This window comes from Desulfofundulus luciae (genome assembly GCF_030813795.1).
Lineage (GTDB): Bacteria > Bacillota > Desulfotomaculia > Desulfotomaculales > Desulfovirgulaceae > Desulfofundulus > Desulfofundulus luciae.
In genome coordinates, this window is the sequence record NZ_JAUSUX010000008.1 from 32,388 (window position 1) to 54,187 (window position 21,800).

The window sequence follows — 21,800 nt, forward strand, 5'->3', positions numbered from 1 at the left end:
CCGGCGCAGCCGCCCTGTTGGGTCTGCCGCGCTTCTGCCCCTGCAGCACTTGAGCGTGGTGAAGGCAGGAGAGATGCTTGTGGCCGGATCAGAAAAGCTGCACCCGGCGGAGCGTCCGCGTCGAGAAGAGCGGCCGGTCGAGAGGCCGACGCGCTTACCTAAGTACCATAAACCGCGAACCGCCGAATTCGGAATGCTACTCCTGCGGGGCAGGTTTAGTATTGCAATTGTCTCTGCGGTATGGTAGAGTGGTGTTAGTGGATAGTTAGATGTTTTTCTAAATATCTAAATATAAATAGCCGTTTGCGCGGCTGGCAGGTGGACAATGATGTTAAGTTTGGTTTTCAAAGCCCTGGCGGACGAAACGCGACGGGAAATCCTGCGGCTCCTGCGGGAAGGCGACCGCACGGCGGGGGAAATCGCCGGACGGTTCGACCTGACCAAGCCGACCATCTCCCACCACCTGGGCGTGCTCAAGCAGGCCAACCTGGTGCAGGACTACCGGAAGGGCCAGCACATTTACTACTCCCTGAACACGACCGTTTTCCAGGAGACGGCGGCCTGGTTTCTGGCGGTTATGGAGGGGAGGGGGCGAAAGGAGGCGGGTAAGGCGGTCGGGAAGCGGAAAGCCGGTAGGGATGAACGGGAGGGTGGTAAAGCGTGCGGAAAGAGAATAAAAGCGAAGGTTATTCCCTCAACTGGAAGACCTTAAAGCCGGACTGGCCGCTGTGGGTAATCCTGGCGGGGCTCATTATTGCGGGATTTTTCCTTTACCCTATGCTTCCAGAGCAGGTGCCCGTTCACTGGAACATCCGGGGCGAGGTGGACCGCTACGGCTCGCGGGCCTATGGGGCCTTCTTCGCACCGCTTTTGACTTGCGGCCTTTACGCGCTGATGCTGGTGATGCCCTTGGTCGACCCGTGGCGCGAGAATTACGCCCGTTTTGATGGTGTTTACCGGTTGCTGCGCTGGAGCCTGGTGCTCTTTATGGCCGGCATTTACGCTGCGGCTACGGCGGCAGCCCTCGGGTACGGCTTGGATATAGGCCTGTTGGTTAAAGGCGGCGTTGCTCTCCTCTTTGTCGTCGTTGGCAATGTTATGGGACAGGTACAACCCAATTTCTTTGTCGGCATCCGGACACCCTGGACCCTGGCCAGCACGGAGGTCTGGCGGCGCACCCACCGCCTCGCGGCCAAAGTGTGGGTGCTGGGCGGTCTGATCTGTCTCGTTCTGGCACCGGTGCGTTCGCCCGCAGGCGCGTACGTGTTTTTCGCGTGCGTGGCCGTGATGGGGCTGGCGCCGGTGATCTACTCGTACGCTATTTTCAGGCGGCTGAGGAACTAGTCTCTCTTGCCGGGAAGGATGAGTGGCCGGCGGCGAATAGGGCGGGCGGTGGTGGATTGCTGGTCTAAAGTTCCAATAACTTCTCTTTGTCCCTTATGAGCCCAACTGTCTCGTGTGCGTTACTGGTCATATCGATAATGCGGGCATACAGTAGTTCGTCTTTTAGCTCAGAGTATGGCTTGTGGTAAGTCAGGGATACATCTCGACTTGTGAACAGGGCTTGCCAGATAAGACCACCTAGTAATACCAGGACCAAAACTGCTATCCTAGCAAACAGGCGTTTCTTAGAAATGGCAATCACCCTCCCTTCACTACATTTAATCCACCAGGGGAAAGCAGGTTTACCGGGATGGCAGGGATGGGGGTCAAGGAGTGGTCCAGCAGTGGTGCCAGGCACTTAACTTATTAACTTATCGAGCCCCCGGTCCCGCACCGGCGAGGTTTTTTCTTCTCACTGCTGGTACACGTTTCAGTATCCGGTTCAGTTCCGCCTCAATAAAGGTTTGGAGAATTCACGGGACAATCAAAACGGTAGTGTTAGGGCTTTTGGCTACAAGCCTCAGGGTGTTTGTTGTCCTAAAATTGACCTGGCCCTGGTGGTTGCTGGTTTTTCCAGGGTTGCTGGTGGTTTTGTACGGGGTGCTGGAAATCGGTGTACTTCCCAATCTTCGCTGGCGAAGGTGGCGGTACCAGATCAGTGATAGGTCGTATTAACGGCGGTTTCCGTTAAGGGTGTCGAACTGCTCAGGCAGTCTCTGCTGGTTGATCGGGAGCCGGCAGGCAGCAATCCGGCTACGGCTTCCGCAAGCGTTAATATTGAATTGGCTTCGGGGGCTGGTTTTGGCCTGGCCCATGTGAATAAAATTGACGGGGAAAAGCTGCTGAACTGGGTAGGGCCGAAGGGGGGTATCAGCAGGTCAGACTTGCCTTACTTAACCTTTTGCCATGTTGTAAAACGCCTTTAATTTCTATACTATTGAAAGCGGAGGGGCGTTCATGAAAAAAATTACGTTGATTACCTTGATGTTGTTTTCCACTGCCTCGTTAACGCTGGGGGGCCTGTACGGCTACGTTGAATGGTACGGGCGAAAAACCCAGCCGCAAAAAGCCGATGTTATCATCGTGCTGGGCGCCGCCGTGTGGCCGAACGGCCCCAGTCCTGCTTTATTCGAACGAATCACCCTGGCAGAAAGGCTTTACCGTCAAGGGTACGCCCGGGCTATCATCACTACCGGCGGAGTGGGCCATTTAAACCCTACCCCCGAGGGGACCGCGGCCAAGCAAACTATTATAGCGCTAGGTATACCTGCTGATATTGTTTATGCGGAGGTTTGCTCCCGGAACACGCGGGAAAACCTGATGGGTGCCCTTAAAATCATGCGGGAACATGGCTGGAACAGTGCCATTATTGTTACCCACGATTTTCACTTGCTCCGGGCCATGAAGGAAGCCCATCGGCTGGGAATTAAAGCTTACGGTGCCGGGGTTCATGAAACTGCCATGTTCAGACCGCCTATGGTATTTCGCGAGGCAATGGCCAACCTGGTTGCAACTTTCAAGTGAACCGGCCGAGTTGAGGATGAAAAAAGGTACTGGAAGGCGAAAATTCCAGGATAAGGAGGCTATGGCGGAAGAAACGTGCCCGGTTGTTCAAAAAGTCGCGGGTAAGACGGTAGTGTTCGGTGTCCTCGTATTCCACAGACCTCTCAAGGTTCAAGCCGGGTAACACCTTCCAGTTTATATACGAATAAATCTCGCTCTGCTTGCGGGCAAGCATCTGCGCGGCGATAACAGCATCGGTCCAATCGAGGTTCTTTTCTACGTAAAGTTGGAGGGCCTTTTGAGCCGTTTTCTTGCTCGAAAAGCGTAAGCTACGCAGGTTGAGAATGGGGATGAGCAGCTCACGGATCTGTTTCTTAGGTTGTTTATAAAATTTTTCCAGGGTCCAGATAATATCTGCCAGGACTAGGTCGGGCAACCAGACTTCTTCGGTACCGGCTTCAATCCGCTTCAATAGCTCAGCGCAACGGTTTGCCTGCTCCGGAACATCATTAGTCAGAAAGCGGAGGATAACGTTAGCGTCGAGTGCGCGCACTTTTCTCACGGCTGCGTTCCTCCATTGCTTTATGGCGGGCGGCTTTGAAATCCTGCGGCGCTGAAACTTTAACGGCGCCTTTGAGTGTCTCGATTCCCCCTTCGGCGGGGAGAATCCGGGCGGCATCCTTCTCGACCACGAACCGGACGTGCGCCCCGGGACGGAGGTTCAAAAGTTTCCTGACCTCGGCAGGCAAAGTAATCTGGCCTTTTTTTGAAATCTTAGCGAACACTAAACTTTACCTCCATGAGACAAAAGGTTTACTTTTTGTGTATTGTAAAGCAAAACCTCTAACTTATAAAGCATCTTCTAAATGAAGATCTGCCACTAGAACCACCCCATATCCCGCCAGCGGTGGCCGAAAAACCGACCACATTTGCCATTAACACCCTCAAGAGGCCTGCGGGTAAAAATCTCCCTTTTGGGGGATAGGCCCGCGAAAGCTGCCAGGTTATGCTGTGTCTTTACAGCCATCCGTCTACCTGCCGGTCGCCATTTTTACCGGTCATGGAGATCGCCCCTGGTCCACGTGGCGTTTCCCTTCGTCGCCAGGTCAAACTCGTCCAGCATGGCCAGGTGGTACTCCTTTGCCCTGCGGTACTCGTCTTCCCTGCGCGTGAGTTCCTCGAGCAGGTAGGTGAGAAGACCGGAGAGCGGGGTCCCCCGCTTAATAGCGATATGTTTTGCCCGGCGCAGCACTTCCTTAGGTAGCGAAAGGGTAACATTCTGGTACTCCACATCCTCCACCACTACGTAACTAAGTGTATCACTTAGTTACGTGGTAAATCAAGTCGCCCGGCATAATTTCCCAGATCAGAGGGGTAGATGAAAAATCCCTGTTGCGGGTATTCCGTTCAGCATTGAAGGAAGTGCAGAGCTGTTACCTTTGTCATGACAACGGTGTGCTTATCCTTTTTGGCAAAATCCAGGGCCACTGGTACCACTTTTTCGATATCAACGGGAAAGCAGGTTTACCGGGATGGCAGGGAGGGGGGTCAAGGGGTTGCGGACGGCCTGCAGGCCGGGGGATTAAAGAAAATTTAACCGGAAATTTGCTTTTCTTTTTTGGAAAAGTAATAATACCTTAAACTTGCTGCAATAAGCTTGTATTAAAAAGTTCGGGTGAGTGGCCGTGATCTCCGGGATAATCAAGGGTTGGGAAGCCGCCTCCAGGTTCTTTTCTTTTCCCGGCGTTAAAAGAAGGACCATATTCCGGAACCACAGCCTGAAGGACCCCGGCCTGGCCGGAAAGGTTCGGGAAAACCTCCAGAAGTCAAGGCCGGTGGTGCTCCTTTATTTTGACCTGGTGAAATTCCACGAGGTGGAGCAGGTGAGCGGCTTTCAGGCTGCCTCGAAAATCCTGGCCATGTTTAAAAAAAGCCTGGAAAGAGAAATACCTGAAATTTTCCCCGGTATCGAAATCCTTGCCGTGGAAAATCTCTGGGGTGACGACTTTGTCGTCCTGATGGCGATGGAAGGCTGGCCGGAGCACGGTGAGCTGCAGAAAATAGCCGTCACTTCCCGCATCGGCATCAGGGAAAGGATAAAGCAGGAGTATTTGAAAATTACCGGTGGGGAACCGGACATCCACGTGGGGTACGCCGTCCTCAGTTTTAAGGCGGAAAACGTGGAGAGCCAGCTTTATACGGCGCTGCGCGAGGCCCAGGGGATGGCCAGGGGTTCCATCAGCCTGGAGACGGCCATGCTCTTATCCGAGTTCAGGGAAATTCTCGATCAGGCCCGGTTTGAGATCGTCTACCAGCCCATAGTTTCCCTGCGTTCCGGCGGTATCCTGGGCTGGGAGGCCCTGACCAGGGGGCCCCGGGAGAGCTATTTCCGCAGCCCCGATATTATTTTTTCATTTGCTGAGAAAGCCGGGCTGCTCTATCCCCTGGAAAGGGTCTGCCGCCGGCTGGCCCTGGAAAACCTCGGGGACCTGGGGCCGGACCAGAAGCTCTTCCTGAACATCCACCCCCGCACCATCAGCGACCCCCATTTCGTCAGGGGAGAGACCATGAGGCTGATCGGGGAGATGGGCCTCAAACCTTCCAGCATCGTGTTTGAAATTACCGAGCGGCACTGCATCAAGGACTTTCCCAATTTTAACAAAACCCTGGAACATTACCGCAGCCAGGGCTATATGGTGGCCGTGGACGATGCCGGCTCCGGATTTTCCTGCCTGCAGTCCATTGCGGAAATCAGGCCCGACTTCATTAAAATAGACATGTCCCTGGTCAGGGACATCAACCTTAACTCTACCAAGAGGGCCCTGCTGGAAACATTTATAACCTTTGCCGAAAAAATCGGCTGTGCCATTATTGCCGAGGGCATAGAAACCGGGGAAGAACTGACCACCCTTGCCAGTATCGGCGCCCACTACGGCCAGGGCTACTTCCTGGGGAGGCCGGTATTCCCGAAAGCCTACCTGGATGAGACTGTGGAGGTTAAAGTGCTCCGGCTGGCTTCCGGCCGGCGCAACAGGGCCTGGAAGCATGCCTTCCCGGTAGGAGAAATCACGGAAAACGCCGTAAGTGTCCGCAAAGACTGTCTGGTTCGCGAAGTTAAAAAAATACTGGAAGAAAATGACCTGCTTGATGGAGTGGTGGTGGTAGAAGAGGGAAAACCCGTGGGGTTGGTGATGCGCTACCGCCTGGACCGCTACCTGGGGATACAGTACGGGGTACCCCTGTATTTCGAGCGCCCGATAACATCGCTGATGGACACTTCCCCCCTGGTGGTGGAGGAAGACACTCCCATTGAAATAGTCTCCCAGGTTGCCATGAACCGGAACAGGCTCAAGCTCTACGACTATATCTTTGTTACAAGAAATCAGATGTTAAAAGGGGTTGTATCGGTCCAGACTTTACTTGATACCATGACCAGAATCCGGCTGGAAATGGCCAGGGGCGCCAACCCGCTGACCGGATTGCCGGGGAATATAGCCATCGAGCAGGAACTGTCCAGGCGGGCCAGGGAAAATGAGGACTGCGCGGTGATCTACCTGGACCTGGACCATTTCAAGTCTTATAACGACAGGTACGGCTTTGAAAGCGGTGACCGGGTGATTTTGTTTACCGCCGCTCTCCTGAGCAGTGTCGTAAAAAAGTTCGGCGCCAGAAATGATTTCATCGGCCACATCGGGGGCGATGACTTTATCATCATAACCGTTCCGGAAAAGGCAGAGATTTTATGCGCAAAAATTGCGCGGTATTTCGACCGGCTGATCCGCCGCTTTTACGACCCGGAGGACCGTGCGGCGGGAGGAATACGCGGCTGCGACCGGAGCGGCGGGGAGACTTTTTTCCCTTTAATTTCTATATCCATGGCCATTGTTGAATGCACTGGCCGCGATTGCCTGTACGACCAGAAAAAATTTTCGGAAAAGGCGGCTCAGCTCAAACGCTACGCCAAGTCCCTGCCGGGTAGCGTTTACGTAAAAGACCGCAGGTCCAGGGTTGATTAAGAAAAACTGCCGTCCGAAGCCCTGCAGGCCAGGGAAATGCCGCAACCCCAGGAGAAATGACCGGCAGGTGAGTTGTATGGGCCTTTTCTTGTGCCCATCATTGCATCCCGGAGTAGTGCGGCGTACCGCAGATGAATGTCCCTGCCCGGGCAGGGCCGGACGGCACTCCTTTGCCGGGCTCCGGAGCGTCTTTGCCGCCGTGGACGAAGAGTACTTACGGTCAGAGGAAATGTGCCGTCCGGCGTCAAAATCTCGATTAACCTGGGGTGCGGCAATCGATCGATTATCCCCGCTGATCCATCACTAGGCGGACCTTACCGGAGCGCGTGAGAACGCCCGCTACTGGTCCTTTACCCTGGAATTCGGCCGCCGCTTCGCCCGGATGGCCGTCGATTGGTGCGACGCCGCCCTGGCCGCGGTCATGCAGGAGGACGAGGCCCATGGGTAAGAAAATACCCGGCACGGTCTGGATTTTCATCGGCTTTATCCCCTGGATCCTGTACTGGGCGCTCTCGGGTCCCGGCCTATGGACGGAGGCGGTGACGGCCGGCCTGACCGCCGCGCTGGTCTTAAACGCCTACCGCTTCCAGCAGCGGCAGGTCAAGACGATGGAGCTGGTGACGCTTGCTTTTTTTGTTGCCCATTTTGCGGTGACCGTCGTCCTTGGTTCCCCACTTTTTAAGACCTGCAGTGCCGTGCTGGCCGGCGCTGCCCTGGCGGTGATGGCCTGGGGGACGCTCCTTGCCGGTTCGCCATTCACCTACCAGTACGCCTGCGAGGACTGGCCGCGCGAATACTGGCGCCATCCCCTCTTTTACCGCACCAACGCCCTGATTACGGCAGTCTGGGGCGCGATTTTCACCTTCAACGCCGCGCTGGGTGTGCTGGCGCTTGCCTGGCCGGAGGCCCGCCTCTGGCTCACCGTGGTCGTCCCCAACGCCGCCATCGGGGCCGGCATCGCTTTTTCCCTTTTCTTCCCCACCTGGTACCCCAGGCACATTCTGGCGCGGGAAATAGCTGCCCGCGAGCCGTACCGGTGGCCGGACCCGGTCTTCGGCCCCACACGGCCGGCCGGTGAAGCCGAACACGACGTCATCGTCGTAGGCGCCGGCATCGGCGGCCTTACGGCGGCGGCCCTCCTGGCGCGGCGGGGCCTGAAAGTGCTGGTGGCAGAGCAGCACCACCGGCCGGGCGGCTTCTGCACCTCGTGGGAGCGGCACGTGCGGCGGGACGGCGAGCGGCTGCGCTACGTCTTCGACGCGGGGGTGCACGACATCAGCGGGCTGGGGCCGCGCGGCCCGTTGACCAATCTTTTGCGCCGGCTGGAAATCGGCGACCGGCTGGAATGGCGGCGGGTGGGCCACGAATACGTGCTGCCCGGCTTCCGGCTCAAGGTGCCCGGCACGGCAGAGGAACTGGTCAGGGCTCTGCAGGCGCGCTTTCCCGCGGAACGGGAGGCTATAGCTGCCTTTTTCGCCGAGATGGAGGGCATCTACCGCGACCTCTACGCCGGCGTGGAGCGCACCGGCGGCGTGCCGTGCCCGCCGCGCACGCCGGGGGAGATGCTGGCCTACCCGCGCACCCACCCGTATGCCTTCCGCTGGATGGACCTTCCCTATACGGTCATGCTGGAGCGGTTTTTCCAGAATGCATCTCTGAAACGGTTCCTGCTCCTCCTGACGGGCTACCTGGGCGACCGGCCGGAAGCACTCACCGCCGCCCAGATGGCCCCCCTTTTCGGCTACTACTTCGACGGCGGCTACTACCCTGTGGGTGGCTCCCAGGCCCTTGCCGACGTGCTGGCAGACGTGATCGAGGCGCACGGCGGCCGGGTACTCCTGCGCGCACCCGTAGAGCGCATCCTCATCGAAGGAGGCCGGGCCGCGGGCGTAATCCTGGCCGGCGGACAAGTACACCGTGCCGGGGCCGTCATCGCAGGCGCCGACGTCCGCAAGACCTTCCTGGAACTGGTGGGGCGGGAACATCTACTGCCCGACTTTGTGCGACGCATTGAAGACCTGGAATTCTCTACTTCGGCTTTTGCGGTCTTCCTGGGCGTCGACTTCGTACCGGACCTGGAGCCGGTCACCCTGGTTCACACCGTAGACGGCCGGGGGCTTGGCATAATGACTCCCTCCAGGGTCGATCCCGGCCTGGCGCCGCCCGGACATGCCGCCATCACCCTGCTGACCCTGGTTCCCCGGGCGGAGGCAACAACCTGGGACCGCCGGATGCCCGGCTATGCCCGGCGCAAAAGAGAGTTCGGCGACGCGCTGATCGCCCTGGCCGAACGGGTGCTGCCCGGCCTGCGGGAGCACATCGTCTTCCGGGAGGAGGCCAGCCCGGCCACGTTCGCCCGCTATGCCCGGACGACGGGCGGCGCCATCTACGGTCCCGCCGCCGGTCAGTGGCGGCCGCCGGCCAAAAGCCCCGTGGAGCGGCTCTACCTGGCCGGCGCCGGCGTTTTTCCGGGGGCGGGCATCGAGGCGGTGGTCATCTCCGGCACCCTGGCTGCCGACGCCGTTAATCCGGAAAGGTAAATTAACAATTTAAACGAGGGGGCAACCCTGGCGATTCGAGGTGGGGATATGTTTGCCAGGAGTCCTGCTAGCTCATCCTTAGTTCTTATTGAACCAGAAAATGCCTATTGGTACATAACGAAGGATATTAGAAACAGACGCCAAGTGCGGGCCGTGTTTCATTTAAGCGGGCAGCCCTACAACCTTGTGGTGACCGATCCATACTGCCATGGACGTCTTAGAAATTTGCCCCCTGGTTGCTACCCGTTTTACGAAGCCCCTGGACTAAAGCAGGATGACAAAATTTTATTTACAATTAGTCTGGGTGAACCGTTTGAATGGGACAATTGTTGCTACAAGCTCGTTGCTGGCGTGATCGTTTTACCCCGCCACTGGAGGAATCGGCTTTGAGATCAGGCGACTGGGCCTACCTCCAGAACCTCAACCAACCCTGTCGCATCCTCGAAATGGAAATGCTCTGGGGTGTGACTTTTTACCGCGTCTGGCTGCCCGTTGAGGACGCTTTGTACGCGTGCGGGCTACTACCGGTAACGGAGGTGAATCCGGATGCCGGTACAGGTGAATATTCATGAGGCAAAAACCCATTTTTCCAGGCTTTTGGCGCGGGTAAAGGAAGGCGAGGAGGTTGTGATTGCAAAAGCCGGCAAGCCAGTAGCCCGTTTGGTTCCAGTAACGGAGCGGCCGGCCCGGCGCGTTCCCGGCAGCGCAAAAGGGAGAGTCGGTATCAGCACAGATTTTAATGAGCCACTTCCCGAGAATATTTTAGAGGCGTTTGAAAAGTAACAACTTGCCGTAAATGCCGTTGAACCCCTGGCTGTTTCGATGCGCCACGCCCTCCACGTTTATACCCTCCCGGATTTCCACCGGAACCCTTTTGACCGCCTTCTGATTGCCCAGGCTCAGTTAGAAAATCTGCCCATTATAACTGCGGATCCCCAAATTGCCTGTTATCCGGTAGAGGTTGTTTGGTGAAAGGCTTAAAGTCCGCTGTTTCCTGGTCAGAGAACCAGAAGTACCGGTAAGAATTTTTGCCGGGGCTTTTTTGTTACTCCAGATTTGAGCATTTTTGCCCTTCCGCTACAACAATAAACTGGGAACAGATGTTTACCCACGCGATCTGGCGAAGAGGCAAAAAATTTCCCCGGCCGGTAGGTTATTGAGCTGAGGTGTCGAATTTCCCCAGATATTGAAGCTTTATTGGTAGCGGCATTTAATTTGGTAAAGTAAAAACCGAACATGCCGGGGAATATAACCCCCGCTGCACTGAAAGCTTGCCGCTTTACCTTCATGCGGTGACGGGAACCCGGCTGCCGGCCAGGACCTGGGGGAGATACCGGGATGTCTTTAAAAACCAGGATAGTCCTCACCCTATGCGCCGCCTTCGCCATTCTTGCCCTTGTTTTTTTCGCGGTTTCTCACGTGATTGCAAATAGCATTGTAGCTGAGCTGGAAAGAGATGATCTTAAGCAGAATATTGAGCGGGCCCTGCAGGCCCTGGAAAGGGAAATGGCGGAGTTGGATAAGTATACCGAAGATTGGGCTGCATGGGATGATACGTATATATTTGTGAAGGAAAAAAACGAGGAATACATAAAAAAGAACCTGGTCGACAGCACCTTTGAGGTTCTTAAGATCAACTACGCAGTGATTATAAACACTGGAGGAGAGACGGTATACGCCAGGGGATACGATCCGGAAGAGGGAAAAGATATCCCCGTACCCCGGGAGATTGTTCTTCCGGCCCGCCAGAAAGCAAGCGGTCTTAAAGGACTGGTGGTGACGCCGGAAGGGCCGGTGCTGTTGGCCGCCAGGCCCGTTTTAAAAAGCGATGACACCGGGCCTGCCCGGGGAACCCTGATTTTCGGCCGTATCTTAAATGATAAGCATTTAAAAGAGCTCTCGGAGATTACCCGCCTGCCTCTCACCCTTCACCCGCCGGGGGCCGTGGACTTCCGCAAGCTGCAGCCGGCGGGCTCTTTAGAGAACGGGGAGGCCTGCTACGCCAGGATAATTTCCCCTGGGGAAAGCGCCGGCTTTACCGGCATTAAAGACCTGCAGGGGAAAACCGCTTTAATCCTCCAGGTTAATTCGGACAGGCGCGCTGCCAGGGTGTTCCAGTCCGCCGAAAAGGCCTTCAGCCTTTACCTGGCGCTGGCGGCGGTCCTGTGCTGTGGCCTGGCCCTGTTCTGGCTGAACCGTGCCGTCGTATCCCGGCTGGCAAAGCTTACCGCTGCCGTAACCAGCACGGGCTACCAGTTTCCCCTTTCCTCCGGGTTCCCGGTTCTGGGGGGAAGGGATGAACTTGCCCTCCTTTCCGCTGAAATCGGTAAAATGCTGGATAGACTGGAAGAGTACCGGCGGGAGATAAGCGACAAGGAAAAGAAATACAGGGCGGTGGTGGAAAACGCCGCCGAAGCAGTCGTGGTGGTCCAGGAGGGCGTGGTCAAATTTGCCAACCGGGCGGCTGCGGTCCATACAGGCTATACAACGGAAGAGCTCGTCTCCAGGCATTTTCTTGACTTCATTCACCCGGAAGACAGGGAGGCAGTATGGGAACATTACAGGGAATTGCTGGAGAATAAAGCCATCTTATACGCATTTCCGTTCAGGGTAATAGCCAGGGACGGGAGTATCAAGTGGGCGGAAACAAACTCCGTAGTGGTCGAGTGGGAGGGGCGGCCCGCCACCCTGCATTTTTTGACTGACATCACCCCGCGCAGGATTCTGGAAGAAGAGCTGCAGCGGTTGATGGCAGAAAAATCCCTGATTCTCGACAGCCTTACGGAGCTGGTTATATTTATAGACCGGGACATGCAGATCATCTGGGCCAACCGCGCGGCCGGTCAATCCGTCGGCAGGAACCCCGGGGACCTGTTTGGAGCGAAATGCCACGAAATATGGCACGGCAGGAGCGATCCCTGCCAGGGGTGCCCGGTGGTGCAGGCTATGGAGACCGGCCGGGTATGCGCGGGGGAGGTGGCTTCGCCGGACGGCCGCCTGTGGAGTATTACTGCCTCCCCCGTTAAGGACGAAAAGGGAAACGTGATAGGGACCGTGGAAGCAGCCCTGGATATCACCGAGCGCAGGCGCTACGAAGAACAGTTGAAATACCTGAGCCTGCACGACCCATTGACAGGCCTTTACAACCGGGCCTTTTTCCAGGAAGAGCTCAGACGCTTATCTGCCAGCCGGGAATACCCGATAACCGTCCTGGTGGCCGATCTGGACGGCCTGAAACTGGTCAACGATACCCTGGGTCACGCCAGGGGCGATGAAATGTTGAAGGCCTGCGCAGATGTTTTGAGAAATTCCCTGCGCCGTTCCGATATCCTGGCCCGCATAGGGGGCGATGAATTCGCCGCTCTTCTGCCGGGAACGGATGAAAAAACCGGGGAAGATATTATGTACCGGATACGCTCCCGGATCGATGACTACAACAAAGAACACCCCGAGCTGCCCCTGCACGTGTCTACAGGCTTTGCCACGTGCCGGAGCGGGGACGAATCCCTCAAAGACACCTTCAAGAAGGCCGACGACCTCATGTACCGCCATAAGCTTGTTCACAGGGCCGGCGCGCGAAACCAGATCGTGGGCGCCCTGCTGGCAGCCCTCAAAGAAAAGGATTACCTCACCGCGGGGCACGCCGAAAGGCTGAAAGAAATGTGCCTTAAAATGGGCGAGAAACTGGGGCTTTCTCCCCGGCAGATGGCAGACCTGGCCCTTTTGGCCCAGGTCCATGACCTGGGCAAGGTTGCCGTGCCGGACAGCATTTTATTCAAGAAAGGCCCGCTTACAGAGGAAGAATGGGAGGTCATGCGCCAGCACCCCGAAAAGGGCTACCGCATCGCCCTGTCCTCCCCCGACCTCGCCGGGGTGGCAGACTTGATTCTCAAGCACCACGAAAGGTGGGACGGGAAGGGATACCCCCTGGGGCTGAGAGGAGAAGAGATACCGGTGGAATGCCGCATCCTGTCCATTGCCGATGCCTTTGACGCCATGACCGGCGGGCGGCCGTACCTAAAGCCCAGGAGCAAAGAAGAGGCGATAGCAGAGCTTAAAAAGTGCGCGGGAAGCCATTTCGACCCGCACCTGGTTGATGTCTTTGTTTCCCTGTTTTCAGATGCATGAAGTAACGGCCATAACTTCTGTTTCCCTTATTTTGCTGCTTTTGCCTGAAAGCTGTGATGCCCGGGGGGACGTTTTACCTCACCCGGCCGGTGCTTCCACCGCCCAGGCCGTGCAGCCGCCGGTAAACCAGCCGGGCCAGCACGGCGGCCAGTGCGGCCTTGAGCAGGTCGAAGCCGATGAAGGGCAGGAATCCTATCTTAATTACCTGCAGGGCGGAGAAGGTTTTGCCCATGTAAAAATTGAGTATTACGTAGAGGTAAGGCAGTCCGATGACGTAGATTACCGCCAGGCCGGCGACCATAGCCAAAAACAGGGGTACCACGCCCGGGTCCTTTTGCTTGGGGGCCAGGGCTCCCGTAACCCAGGCGCCCCCGATAAAGCCCAGCAGGAAGCCGAAGGTGGGCTTCAGCACATAGGCCGGGCCGCCAAAGGGGGCCGTCTCGAAGACCGGCAGGCCGACAAGGCCCAGCAGCACGTAGATCAGCATGCTCAGAGCTCCCACCCGGGCACCTAGAAGCCCGCCGGCCAGCATAACCACAAAGGGCACCAGGCTAAATGGTACATAAGGCGTGATGAAGAAGCGGGACAACATGGCCGCCACGGCCGCCAGGGCGGCAAAGAGGGCGGCCAGAGCCATATCCCGGGGTGATAGTTTCATGGAATGATGCCTCCTTACATTACAATTTTGTACAATCACTTACAAAACTGTTGAGTGCCGGGCAAACTTAACGAGACCGGGGGGAGGGAAGCCCGGAGCGAAATAGTTAACTTCAGGATATTTACTGGTTAACCAAAAAGTCACAATACTTCCCCTGAAGGAGCATCAAGTGGAGCGTCTTTCATGACGACGGTAACAGCCTCATTTGTTCTACCTGGCCCGCAGGCTCACCTCCCCGCTGACCACCCTTTTGTATTCGCCGCCGGGCAGGCGCAGTACCAGCGAGCCGTCGGCATCCACATCCTCGGCCCACCCTTCCCAGGTTTCCCTCTGGGTGAACACCCTGACCGGCCGGTGCAGGGTAACGTTTAACTCCTTCCAGCAGGCCAGCACCGGGGCAAACCCCTCTTTTTCCCAGATCCTGTACCAGTATTCCAGCTCGGCCAGCAGGTTTTGCAGCAGATGCACCCGGGAAACCCGCCGCCCCCTTTCGATCTGCACCGAGGTGGCGATTTCCCGCAGCTCCGGGGGGAACTCGTGGCGGTCAATATTGACGTTGATGCCCATGCCGATGATTAAATAATTGATCCGCTCCATTTCGGCGGAGAGTTCGGTTAAAATGCCGCATATTTTTTTCTCCCCCACCAGCAGGTCGTTGGGCCACTTGATTCCCGCCTCAACTCCCGCGGTCCGGCGCAGTGCCCGGGCCACGGCCACGGCCGCCAGCATGGTCAGGGGAGGGGCGTCCATGGGGTTTACCGCGGGGTGCAAGATCACGGAACACCAGATTCCCCGGCCGTGGGGGGAGAACCATCCCCGGCCCATACGTCCCCGGCCTCCGGTCTGTTCCTCGGCCACCACCAGGGTGCCGTCGGGGACCCCGCGGGCGGCCAGTTCCCGGGCCGTACGGTTGGTGGACTCCACCTGGTCGTAATGATAAACGCTGCGTCCCAGAAAGGCAGTTTGCAGCCCCCGGGTGATTTCTGCGGGATAAAGGCGGTCCGGAATGTTTACCAGGCGGTAGCCGGCGTGGGGCACGGCCTCAATGTCATAACCCGCCCCCCGCAAAGCATGGATGTGCTTCCATACCGCCGTGCGGGAAACCCCCAGGCTCCGGCAGATAGCCTCCCCGGAGACAAAATCAGGGTATCCTTTTACCAGCATTTCCAGGACCTGTTCCTTCAACAAAAGACACCTCGGGACAAAAACCGTTATTTTCCTTAAATTTTAAGGCTATTAACGACTTTTGTCAACTTTGTCAACAACAATGGTTGACGGCTATTTCTTCAGCTCTTTTTTGCGCAGGCTCTTTAAAGTAGACATGGTATCCTCCACCTGTGACACCAGCACGCCGTCCAGGAGGTCAAGAATTTGAAATACTTCGGGGTATTTTACCCGGTAATTCACCCGCAGCCCTTCTTTGCGGGAGTCGACAATGTCCAGCTTTTTCAAAACCGCCAGGTGCTGGGATACGTTGGACTGCTCCATATCCAGCTCTTCGATGATTTCACAGACGCACCGTTCCCCCTGCCGCAGGCATTCCAGAATGCTCACCCGGGTGGGGTGGGCCAGGGCTTTTAATATATCCGCCTTCATGCGGGGAATGCGTTCATTCATTGCCTCTACCTCCAGAAATCTTGCTTAATTATTATCTGATAATATCATAATTTTTGCTCCAGTGCCAGTGAAGGCCGGATCGGTTCCAGGACCTCTTAATACAATGTACATTTTGTTGCACCGCCTGCACCCCTTTGATAGAATTACTCTGAAAAGGAGTGGGATACGATGATCCTGGTATTTGACGTTGGGAATACAAATATTGTTCTGGGGGTATATAAAGGCCAGGAATTGCTGGAGCACTGGCGGCTGTCCACCAATCCCCACCGTACCGCCGATGAATACGGGATGCTGCTTCGAGACCTTTTCCAGTATGCGGGCATTTCCCGCCGGGACATCAAGGCCCTGGTTATATCATCGGTGGTGCCGCCTTTAATGCTGGCCCTGGAACAGATGAGCGAGAAGTATTTTGGCGTCAAACCCCTGGTGGTGGGGCCCGGGATCAAGACGGGCCTGGCTATTAAATATGATAACCCCCGGGAGGTGGGTGCCGACCGCATTGTCAATGCGGTGGCGGGGTACGAGCTTTACGGCGGGCCGTTGATCATTGTTGATTTTGGCACGGCCACCACCTTTGACGCCATATCGGCCAGGGGAGAATACCTGGGCGGTGCCATTGCCCCGGGTATCGGCATTTCCACCGAGGCCCTCTTCGCCCGGGCCGCCAAGCTGCCCCGGGTTGAGCTGGTCAGGCCGCCGGCGGTGATTGGCAAGAACACCGTCAGCAGCATGCAGGCGGGGATCATCTTTGGCTTTGTGGGTCAGGTGGATGAAATTGTGCGCCGGATGAAGGCCGAGCTGGGGGGGAACCCCACCGTGCTGGCCACCGGCGGCCTGGCTGAGCTTATTGCCCGGGAGTCCCGCACCATCGACCGGGTGGATCCCCTGTTGACCCTGAAGGGCCTGCGCCTGATTTACGAACGCAATTTGCCGACGGTGAGATGACGGTGAAGTTATTGATCGGTGACGTTGAACTGGCCAATCCGGTAATTGCCGCCCCCATGGCCGGGGTTACCGACCGGGCCTACCGCATCCTGGTCCGGGAGGCCGGCTGCGGCCTGGTCTTCACGGAGATGATCAGCGACCAGGCTTTAATCTACGGCAATCCCCGCACCCGGATAATTCTCGAGCACGGGGGCGAGAAAGGCCCCCTGGCCGTGCAGATCTTCGGTTCCAACCCCGACTACATGGCCCGGGCGGCGGAAATTGTTGCCGGCGAGGGCGCCGATATCATAGACATCAACATGGGCTGCCCTACGCCGAAAATCGTTAAAAACGGCGAAGGGGCGGCCCTGATGAAAAACCCGGAACTGGCCGCCGAGATTGTGTCCCGGGTGGCGGCCCGGGTAAAGGTGCCGGTCACGGTCAAAATGCGCAAGGGTTGGGATGAAGCGAACGTTAATGCTGTGGAAATGGCCCGCCTGGTGGAAGCGGCCGGGGCTGCGGCGGTGACCGTTCACGGGCGTACCCGGGCCCAGTTCTACAGCGGGCAGGCCGACTGGGACATCATCCGCCGGGTAAAGGAGGCGGTGGGCATCCCGGTGATTGGCAACGGGGATGTGCGCACGCCCCTGGATGCCAGGCGGATGCTGGAGGAGACGGGCTGTGACGGCGTGATGATCGGGCGGGCCTCCATGGGCAACCCCTGGATTTTTTCCCGCACGGTGCATTACCTGGCCACCGGTGAGCTCCTGCCCGAACCCAGCTGGGAAGAAAAGATCCGCACCGCCCTGCGGCACCTCGATCTCCTGGTAGCGCTAAAGGGGGAGCACATCGGGGTGCTGGAAATGCGCAAGCACGCAGCCTGGTACCTGAAGGGGCTGCGGGGCGCTGCCCGGCTGCGGGAGAAAATAAACAGGGCCGGTTCGGTACAGGAAATGAAGGATATTTTAACGGGAATCCTTGATGGAGGATACTTATAATCGCTTGCGGCAGGCGGTGTACCGGTACCGGTGCACCGGTCGTTTTTTGTGCGGGTTTTGGTATAAGCCGCGGATGCTAAACGTGGCTTTTCTTTTTAATGCCTTGCCTTTTCTGGTAAGCCCTGCTACAATAGTGTACACAAAAGTGTGCACATTTTTTATCCCCTTTCGGGATATAATGGATGGTGTGATTTTCCGTGGATCTCATCCGCATTGGCGAAAAAATCATCAGCCGGCGCCGCATCGACCAGTACGTTTCCAGGATGCTTGAGCTGCGGGCTAAGGGCTTATCCCAGGCGGAAGTGGCCGGTCGTTTGGGCGTGGACCGGACACTGGTGAGCCGCCTGGAGAGCCTGGGCGAAGTCCGGAAAGGCAAGCGGATTGCCGTGGTTGGCTTTCCCATCAAAAACAAGGAAGAGCTCCAGTCCGCCCTGGATAAAGAAGGGGTGGATTTCGTGCTCCTCATGACCGAAGCCGAACGCTGGGACTTTGTACGGAGCCAAAGCGGTCTTGAGCTGGTTAATACCATGATGGAATTAATAGCCGGGGCGCACGCCTATGACCAGGTAGTGGTCATCGGGTCCAGCAAAAGAATTAAAATTATTGAAGCGGTGCTGGATAAGCCCGTTTTAGGTTACGAAATTGGTGAATCGCCCATACAGGAAGATAAATATGTCAACCCCGACGAAATTGTGAAACTGATCCGGGCAGTTAAGCTTTGAGTCTGCCGCAAAACGGTTAGAGGTGAGTCCTGTGGAAAAATTTGCTTTTATCATTCACCCTCTCGATGTCCGGGATGTGGCCAGGAAGTTTCCCTTCACCCGTTACCTTCCCGGGCGCTGGGTTGAAAGCGCCTTCCGGCTGGTGCCTCCCATGAAGGTGTCCCATATTACCGGTGTGAAAACCCCTTACGGGGAAGCGGAGGGCTGGTTTGTGGCCTGCCCCCTTACCGCCAGGCAGATGCTGGAATTGCCGGAGGATTTTGTGCTGGAACGGATTATTCAGGCGGGGCGGGTGGCCGAGAAACTGGGAGCCGGCATTGTTGGCCTGGGAGCCTTTACCTCCGTGGTGGGGGATGCGGGCATTACCGTGGCCAAAAACCTGAATATAGCCGTGACCACGGGTAATAGCTATACTGTGGCCACGGCCATTGAGGGGACAAAGGAAGCGGCCCGCCTGATGGGGCACGATTTGCGCCGGGCACACATTGTGGTGCTGGGAGCTACCGGTTCCATCGGTAGGGTTTGTGCCCTCATGCTGGCCCGGGAGGCCACCAGGATGACCCTGGTGGCCAGGGATAAATCCAGGCTGGAACAGGTGGCGGCGAAAATTCTTTATGAAACCGGCCTGGCGGTGACCATCACCTCTGACGTGAAGAAGGCCCTGCGGACGGCCCAGGTGATAATTGCCGTCACCAGCGCGGTGGACACCCTGATCGGGCCGGAAGACCTTTTGCCGGGGGCCGTGGTGTGTGACGTTTCCCGCCCCCGCAATGTGAGCCGCCAGGTGGCCGAACAGAGGGATGACGTGCTGGTGATCGAAGGCGGTGTGGTGGAGGTGCCCGGTGAAGTCAATTTTAACTTTAACTTTGGTTTTCCGCCCGGCACGGCTTACGCCTGCATGTCCGAAACCATGATTTTAGCCCTGGAAAAAAGATATGAGAATTTTTCCCTGGGGCGTGACATAACCATTGAACAGGTGGAGGAAATCAGGGCCCTGGCCAGAAAACACGGTTTCAAGCTGGCCGGTTTGCGCAGCTTTGAGCGGGCCATTGATCCCCGGGAAATCGAGCGCATCCGTGCCCGGGCCGAAAGCCGCCTTAACGCGCTGGGGGAGCAGCAACTGGTGGGGGTAGCCCCTTGACAAAGGAAAAAACCCTCCTTATAATGGGTTGAAAGGTTAATGGTACCGTGAGCACTGCAATGGTTTTTGTCATTGCAGTGCTTTCAGTGTCGTTGGGGGAGTAGGTTCTGCTGGGCAGAGAAATGCAAAGGAGACGATAGAACATGAAGGAAAAGGAAGTAATTTTAACCCTTGAGGGCTTAAAAAAGCTCGAAAAGGAACTGGAAGAGCTAAAAACCATCCGTCGCCGCGAAGTAGCCGCCCGCATTAAGCAGGCCATTGAATTTGGAGATATCAGTGAAAACTCGGAATACGAGGATGCCAAAAACGAGCAAGCCTTTATTGAAGGCCGTATTTTAACACTGGAGCAGATGCTGCGCAACGCCAGGGTTATTGACGATGAGCGTACGGGAACGGATGAAGTAGTCCTTGGTTCTACCGTCCGTCTCAAAGACCTGGAGTTTGGCGACGAAGTTGAATATACCATTGTTGGCTCCGTGGAGGCCGATCCCGGAGCTCATAAAATTTCTAACGAGTCTCCCGTAGGCAAGGCCATCCTGGGCCAGCGCAAGGGGAGTATCGTGGAAGTTTCCGTGCCGGCAGGCCTGCTTAAATACCAGATTATGGATATACGTTAAACGGGATTCGCCGGAGGACTGTCATGACGGAAAAGGAAAGTATAGAACTCAAACCGGAAGATTTACATGAACTGCTGCGCGTGCGCCTGGAAAAACTGGAGGAACTCAAGGCACAGGGGATCGAGCCCTACGGCGGGCGCTACCCGCGCACCCACCTTGCCGCCTGGATTACCGAGCACTACGAGGAGTGCGAGGGGCAAGAGGTATGTATTGCCGGCCGCTTAATGGCCCGGCGTGGCCACGGCAAAGCCAGTTTCGGCAACCTCAGGGACAGCTCGGGGCAGATTCAGATCTACCTGCGGCTCAACGATGTGGGTGCCGAAACTTATAACTTGTTCCAGCGGCTGGACATAGGGGATATCATCGGCGTGCGGGGCAAGGTTTTTAAAACCCGCACCGGTGAAATCACCGTGGCCGTGGAGGAGCTGACCCTGCTGGCCAAGTCCCTGCGCCCCCTGCCGGAAAAATGGCACGGCTTGAAGGATGTTGACCTGCGCTACCGCCAGCGTTACCTGGACCTGATCGTCAATCCCGAGGTTAAAAACACCTTTATCATCCGGAGCCGGGTGATCCACGCCATCCGGAATTTCCTGGAGAGGCGGGGTTTCCTGGAAGTAGAAACGCCCATGATGCACCCCATTGCCGGCGGTGCGGCGGCCAGGCCTTTTATTACCCATCACAACGCCCTGGATATGAATCTTTACCTGCGCATTGCCCCCGAACTTTACCTCAAGCGCCTGCTGGTGGGCGGGTTTGAAAAGGTTTACGAAATAAACCGGAATTTTCGCAATGAAGGCATTTCCACCAAGCACAACCCGGAGTTCACCATGCTGGAACTGTACCAGGCCTATGCCGACTACCACGACATGATGGATCTCACCGAAGAAATGATTTCCACCGTGGCCTCCGAGGTGCTGGGTACTACCACCGTCACCTACCAGGGAGTCGAGATTAATCTTGCGCCGCCCTGGAAAAGGCAGACCATGCTGGAGGCAGTCAAGGAACATACCGGGCTGGATTTTAACCGGTACCGGGATGACGGGGAGAGAGCCCGCCGGGCGGCCCGGGAGCTGGGGGTAGAGGTGGAGGAAAAGGACGGGTGGGGCACCGTCCTGAACAAGGTGTTCGAGGAAAAAGTGGAGCCGCAGTTGATCCAGCCCATTTTTATCATGGACTACCCCATTGAAATTTCACCCCTGGCCAAGCGGAAAACGGAGGATCCCGCCCTGACGTACCGTTTTGAGCTGTTTATTTACGGCCGGGAGATGGCCAATGCCTTCTCCGAACTCAACGATCCCATCGATCAAAAGGCCCGCTTCCTCAAGCAGGTGGAGAAGCGCCGGGCGGGGGACGAGGAAGCCCACATGCTGGACGAGGATTACATTACCGCCCTGGAATACGGCATGCCGCCCGCGGGAGGTCTGGGCATCGGCATTGACCGGCTGGTGATGCTGCTGACCGATTCCCCGTCCATCCGGGATGTAATCCTCTTCCCGTTAATGCGGCCAAAGGAGTAAGTGGACGGGAGAGCGCTCTTCACCAGCGCTCTTTTC

The 21,800-nt window shown here is 56.9% G+C and carries 22 protein-coding genes and 1 pseudogene; 17 read left to right on the top strand and 6 right to left on the bottom strand.

From position 1 onward, the window contains the following. Positions 1–325: 325 nt before the first annotated feature. The 3 genes from J2Z49_RS06380 to J2Z49_RS06390 all read left to right on the top strand — a co-directional run bounded on the left by J2Z49_RS06380 (position 326) and on the right by J2Z49_RS06390 (position 2,907). Entirely contained in the window at positions 326–712 is a 387-nt protein-coding gene (locus tag J2Z49_RS06380) for an autorepressor SdpR family transcription factor (protein WP_307400993.1), read from the top strand. Beyond that, positions 661–1,344, top strand: coding sequence for an SdpI family protein (locus tag J2Z49_RS06385; RefSeq protein ID WP_307400995.1), 684 nt, complete (start codon positions 661–663; stop codon positions 1,342–1,344). The genes J2Z49_RS06380 and J2Z49_RS06385 overlap by 52 nt, the downstream gene beginning before the upstream one ends. Positions 1,345–2,340: 996 nt before the next feature. Then, positions 2,341–2,907 carry a YdcF family protein gene (locus J2Z49_RS06390; protein WP_307400998.1) on the top strand — a complete coding sequence of 189 codons (567 nt, stop codon included), beginning with the start codon at positions 2,341–2,343 and terminating at the stop codon, positions 2,905–2,907. Here J2Z49_RS06390 and J2Z49_RS06395 read toward each other — a convergent pair. From J2Z49_RS06395 to J2Z49_RS06405, 3 genes are all read right to left on the bottom strand, one after another. Next, complete coding sequence (locus tag J2Z49_RS06395; protein ID WP_307401000.1) at positions 2,900–3,448, bottom strand: PIN domain-containing protein; 549 nt, start codon at positions 3,446–3,448, stop codon at positions 2,900–2,902. The two genes, J2Z49_RS06390 and J2Z49_RS06395, sit on opposite strands and share 8 nt — an antisense overlap. Further along, positions 3,420–3,671, bottom strand: a complete 252-nt coding sequence (locus J2Z49_RS06400) for an AbrB/MazE/SpoVT family DNA-binding domain-containing protein (RefSeq protein WP_307401002.1) — start codon at positions 3,669–3,671, stop codon at positions 3,420–3,422. The genes J2Z49_RS06395 and J2Z49_RS06400 overlap by 29 nt, the downstream gene beginning before the upstream one ends. Before the next feature lie 266 nt (positions 3,672–3,937). Further along, positions 3,938–4,177 (bottom strand): CopG family transcriptional regulator, encoded by a 240-nt coding sequence (locus J2Z49_RS06405; RefSeq protein WP_307401005.1) that lies wholly within the window; start codon positions 4,175–4,177, stop codon positions 3,938–3,940. Between the two features lie 388 nt (positions 4,178–4,565). Between J2Z49_RS06405 and J2Z49_RS06410 the strand changes: the two genes are divergently transcribed. From J2Z49_RS06410 to J2Z49_RS06430, 8 genes and pseudogenes are all read left to right on the top strand, one after another. After that, the gene (locus J2Z49_RS06410) at positions 4,566–6,902 is read left to right on the top strand and encodes a GGDEF domain-containing protein (protein WP_307401007.1); all 2,337 of its coding nucleotides are present in this window, start codon (positions 4,566–4,568) and stop codon (positions 6,900–6,902) included. Positions 6,903–6,978: 76 nt separating this feature from the next. Then, positions 6,979–7,209 (top strand): hypothetical protein, encoded by a 231-nt coding sequence (locus tag J2Z49_RS06415; protein WP_307401010.1) that lies wholly within the window; start codon positions 6,979–6,981, stop codon positions 7,207–7,209. 48 nt (positions 7,210–7,257) lie between these two features. Further along, positions 7,258–7,350: a hypothetical protein gene (locus J2Z49_RS14830; protein ID WP_407650058.1), complete on the top strand. Its 93-nt coding sequence runs from the start codon at positions 7,258–7,260 to the stop codon at positions 7,348–7,350. Next, positions 7,343–9,442: an FAD-dependent oxidoreductase gene (locus tag J2Z49_RS06420; RefSeq protein WP_407650059.1), complete on the top strand. Its 2,100-nt coding sequence runs from the start codon at positions 7,343–7,345 to the stop codon at positions 9,440–9,442. Before J2Z49_RS14830 ends, J2Z49_RS06420 begins: the two co-directional genes overlap by 8 nt. A 48-nt stretch (positions 9,443–9,490) precedes the next feature. Further along, positions 9,491–9,832 (top strand): dual OB domain-containing protein, encoded by a 342-nt coding sequence (locus J2Z49_RS14835; RefSeq protein WP_407650055.1) that lies wholly within the window; start codon positions 9,491–9,493, stop codon positions 9,830–9,832. A gap of 156 nt (positions 9,833–9,988) precedes the next feature. After that, positions 9,989–10,225 (top strand): type II toxin-antitoxin system Phd/YefM family antitoxin, encoded by a 237-nt coding sequence (locus tag J2Z49_RS06425; protein ID WP_027355362.1) that lies wholly within the window; start codon positions 9,989–9,991, stop codon positions 10,223–10,225. A gap of 21 nt (positions 10,226–10,246) precedes the next feature. Next, positions 10,247–10,414, top strand: a pseudogene (locus J2Z49_RS14840) (type II toxin-antitoxin system VapC family toxin); the annotation flags it as partial. Positions 10,415–10,780: 366 nt separating this feature from the next. After that, complete coding sequence (locus tag J2Z49_RS06430; RefSeq protein ID WP_307401017.1) at positions 10,781–13,570, top strand: CHASE4 domain-containing protein; 2,790 nt, start codon at positions 10,781–10,783, stop codon at positions 13,568–13,570. Positions 13,571–13,643: 73 nt separating this feature from the next. Here the strand turns inward: J2Z49_RS06430 and J2Z49_RS06435 are convergent, their stop codons facing one another. The 3 genes from J2Z49_RS06435 to J2Z49_RS06445 all read right to left on the bottom strand — a co-directional run bounded on the left by J2Z49_RS06435 (position 13,644) and on the right by J2Z49_RS06445 (position 15,845). Continuing rightward, positions 13,644–14,228 (bottom strand): biotin transporter BioY, encoded by a 585-nt coding sequence (locus tag J2Z49_RS06435; protein ID WP_307401020.1) that lies wholly within the window; start codon positions 14,226–14,228, stop codon positions 13,644–13,646. 210 nt (positions 14,229–14,438) lie between these two features. Further along, a complete protein-coding gene (locus J2Z49_RS06440; protein WP_307401022.1) occupies positions 14,439–15,413 on the bottom strand; it encodes a biotin--[acetyl-CoA-carboxylase] ligase in 975 nt (324 codons plus the stop codon). Between the two features lie 93 nt (positions 15,414–15,506). Further along, entirely contained in the window at positions 15,507–15,845 is a 339-nt protein-coding gene (locus tag J2Z49_RS06445; protein ID WP_013824197.1) for an ArsR/SmtB family transcription factor, read from the bottom strand. 168 nt (positions 15,846–16,013) lie between these two features. Here J2Z49_RS06445 and J2Z49_RS06450 point away from each other — a divergent pair, with 168 nt between their 5' ends. The 6 genes from J2Z49_RS06450 (at position 16,014) to lysS (ending at position 21,764) form a co-directional block, all read left to right on the top strand. After that, a complete protein-coding gene (locus tag J2Z49_RS06450) occupies positions 16,014–16,790 on the top strand; it encodes a type III pantothenate kinase (RefSeq protein WP_307401026.1) in 777 nt (258 codons plus the stop codon). Further along, complete coding sequence (dusB, locus tag J2Z49_RS06455; RefSeq protein ID WP_307401029.1) at positions 16,787–17,767, top strand: tRNA dihydrouridine synthase DusB; 981 nt, start codon at positions 16,787–16,789, stop codon at positions 17,765–17,767. Before J2Z49_RS06450 ends, dusB begins: the two co-directional genes overlap by 4 nt. 197 nt (positions 17,768–17,964) lie before the next feature. Further along, positions 17,965–18,489: a helix-turn-helix domain-containing protein gene (locus J2Z49_RS06460; RefSeq protein ID WP_307401032.1), complete on the top strand. Its 525-nt coding sequence runs from the start codon at positions 17,965–17,967 to the stop codon at positions 18,487–18,489. Between the two features lie 31 nt (positions 18,490–18,520). Beyond that, on the top strand, positions 18,521–19,630 hold the full coding sequence (locus J2Z49_RS06465) for an SDR family NAD(P)-dependent oxidoreductase (protein ID WP_307401035.1): 1,110 nt from the start codon (positions 18,521–18,523) through the stop codon (positions 19,628–19,630). A gap of 143 nt (positions 19,631–19,773) precedes the next feature. Then, positions 19,774–20,247, top strand: coding sequence for a transcription elongation factor GreA (gene greA / locus J2Z49_RS06470; protein ID WP_307401037.1), 474 nt, complete (start codon positions 19,774–19,776; stop codon positions 20,245–20,247). 23 nt (positions 20,248–20,270) lie between these two features. Beyond that, complete coding sequence (lysS, locus tag J2Z49_RS06475; protein ID WP_307401040.1) at positions 20,271–21,764, top strand: lysine--tRNA ligase; 1,494 nt, start codon at positions 20,271–20,273, stop codon at positions 21,762–21,764. Positions 21,765–21,800 lie beyond the last annotated feature (36 nt).

Bases quoted from the DNA above. Each gene is read 5' to 3' on its own strand.
- J2Z49_RS06425 (WP_027355362.1), top strand. From the start codon at position 9,989: ATGCCGGTACAGGTGAATATTCATGAGGCAAAAACCCATTTTTCCAGG.
- greA (WP_307401037.1), top strand. From the start codon at position 19,774: ATGAAGGAAAAGGAAGTAATTTTAACCCTTGAGGGCTTAAAAAAGCTC.
- dusB (WP_307401029.1), top strand. From the start codon at position 16,787: ATGACGGTGAAGTTATTGATCGGTGACGTTGAACTGGCCAATCCGGTA.
- J2Z49_RS06445 (WP_013824197.1), bottom strand. From the start codon at position 15,845: ATGAATGAACGCATTCCCCGCATGAAGGCGGATATATTAAAAGCCCTG.
- J2Z49_RS06450 (WP_307401026.1), top strand. From the start codon at position 16,014: ATGATCCTGGTATTTGACGTTGGGAATACAAATATTGTTCTGGGGGTA.
- J2Z49_RS06430 (WP_307401017.1), top strand. From the start codon at position 10,781: ATGTCTTTAAAAACCAGGATAGTCCTCACCCTATGCGCCGCCTTCGCC.
- J2Z49_RS06390 (WP_307400998.1), top strand. From the start codon at position 2,341: ATGAAAAAAATTACGTTGATTACCTTGATGTTGTTTTCCACTGCCTCG.
- lysS (WP_307401040.1), top strand. From the start codon at position 20,271: ATGACGGAAAAGGAAAGTATAGAACTCAAACCGGAAGATTTACATGAA.
- J2Z49_RS06420 (WP_407650059.1), top strand. From the start codon at position 7,343: ATGGGTAAGAAAATACCCGGCACGGTCTGGATTTTCATCGGCTTTATC.
- J2Z49_RS14835 (WP_407650055.1), top strand. From the start codon at position 9,491: ATGTTTGCCAGGAGTCCTGCTAGCTCATCCTTAGTTCTTATTGAACCA.
- J2Z49_RS06435 (WP_307401020.1), bottom strand. From the start codon at position 14,228: ATGAAACTATCACCCCGGGATATGGCTCTGGCCGCCCTCTTTGCCGCC.
- J2Z49_RS06380 (WP_307400993.1), top strand. From the start codon at position 326: ATGATGTTAAGTTTGGTTTTCAAAGCCCTGGCGGACGAAACGCGACGG.
- J2Z49_RS06415 (WP_307401010.1), top strand. From the start codon at position 6,979: ATGGGCCTTTTCTTGTGCCCATCATTGCATCCCGGAGTAGTGCGGCGT.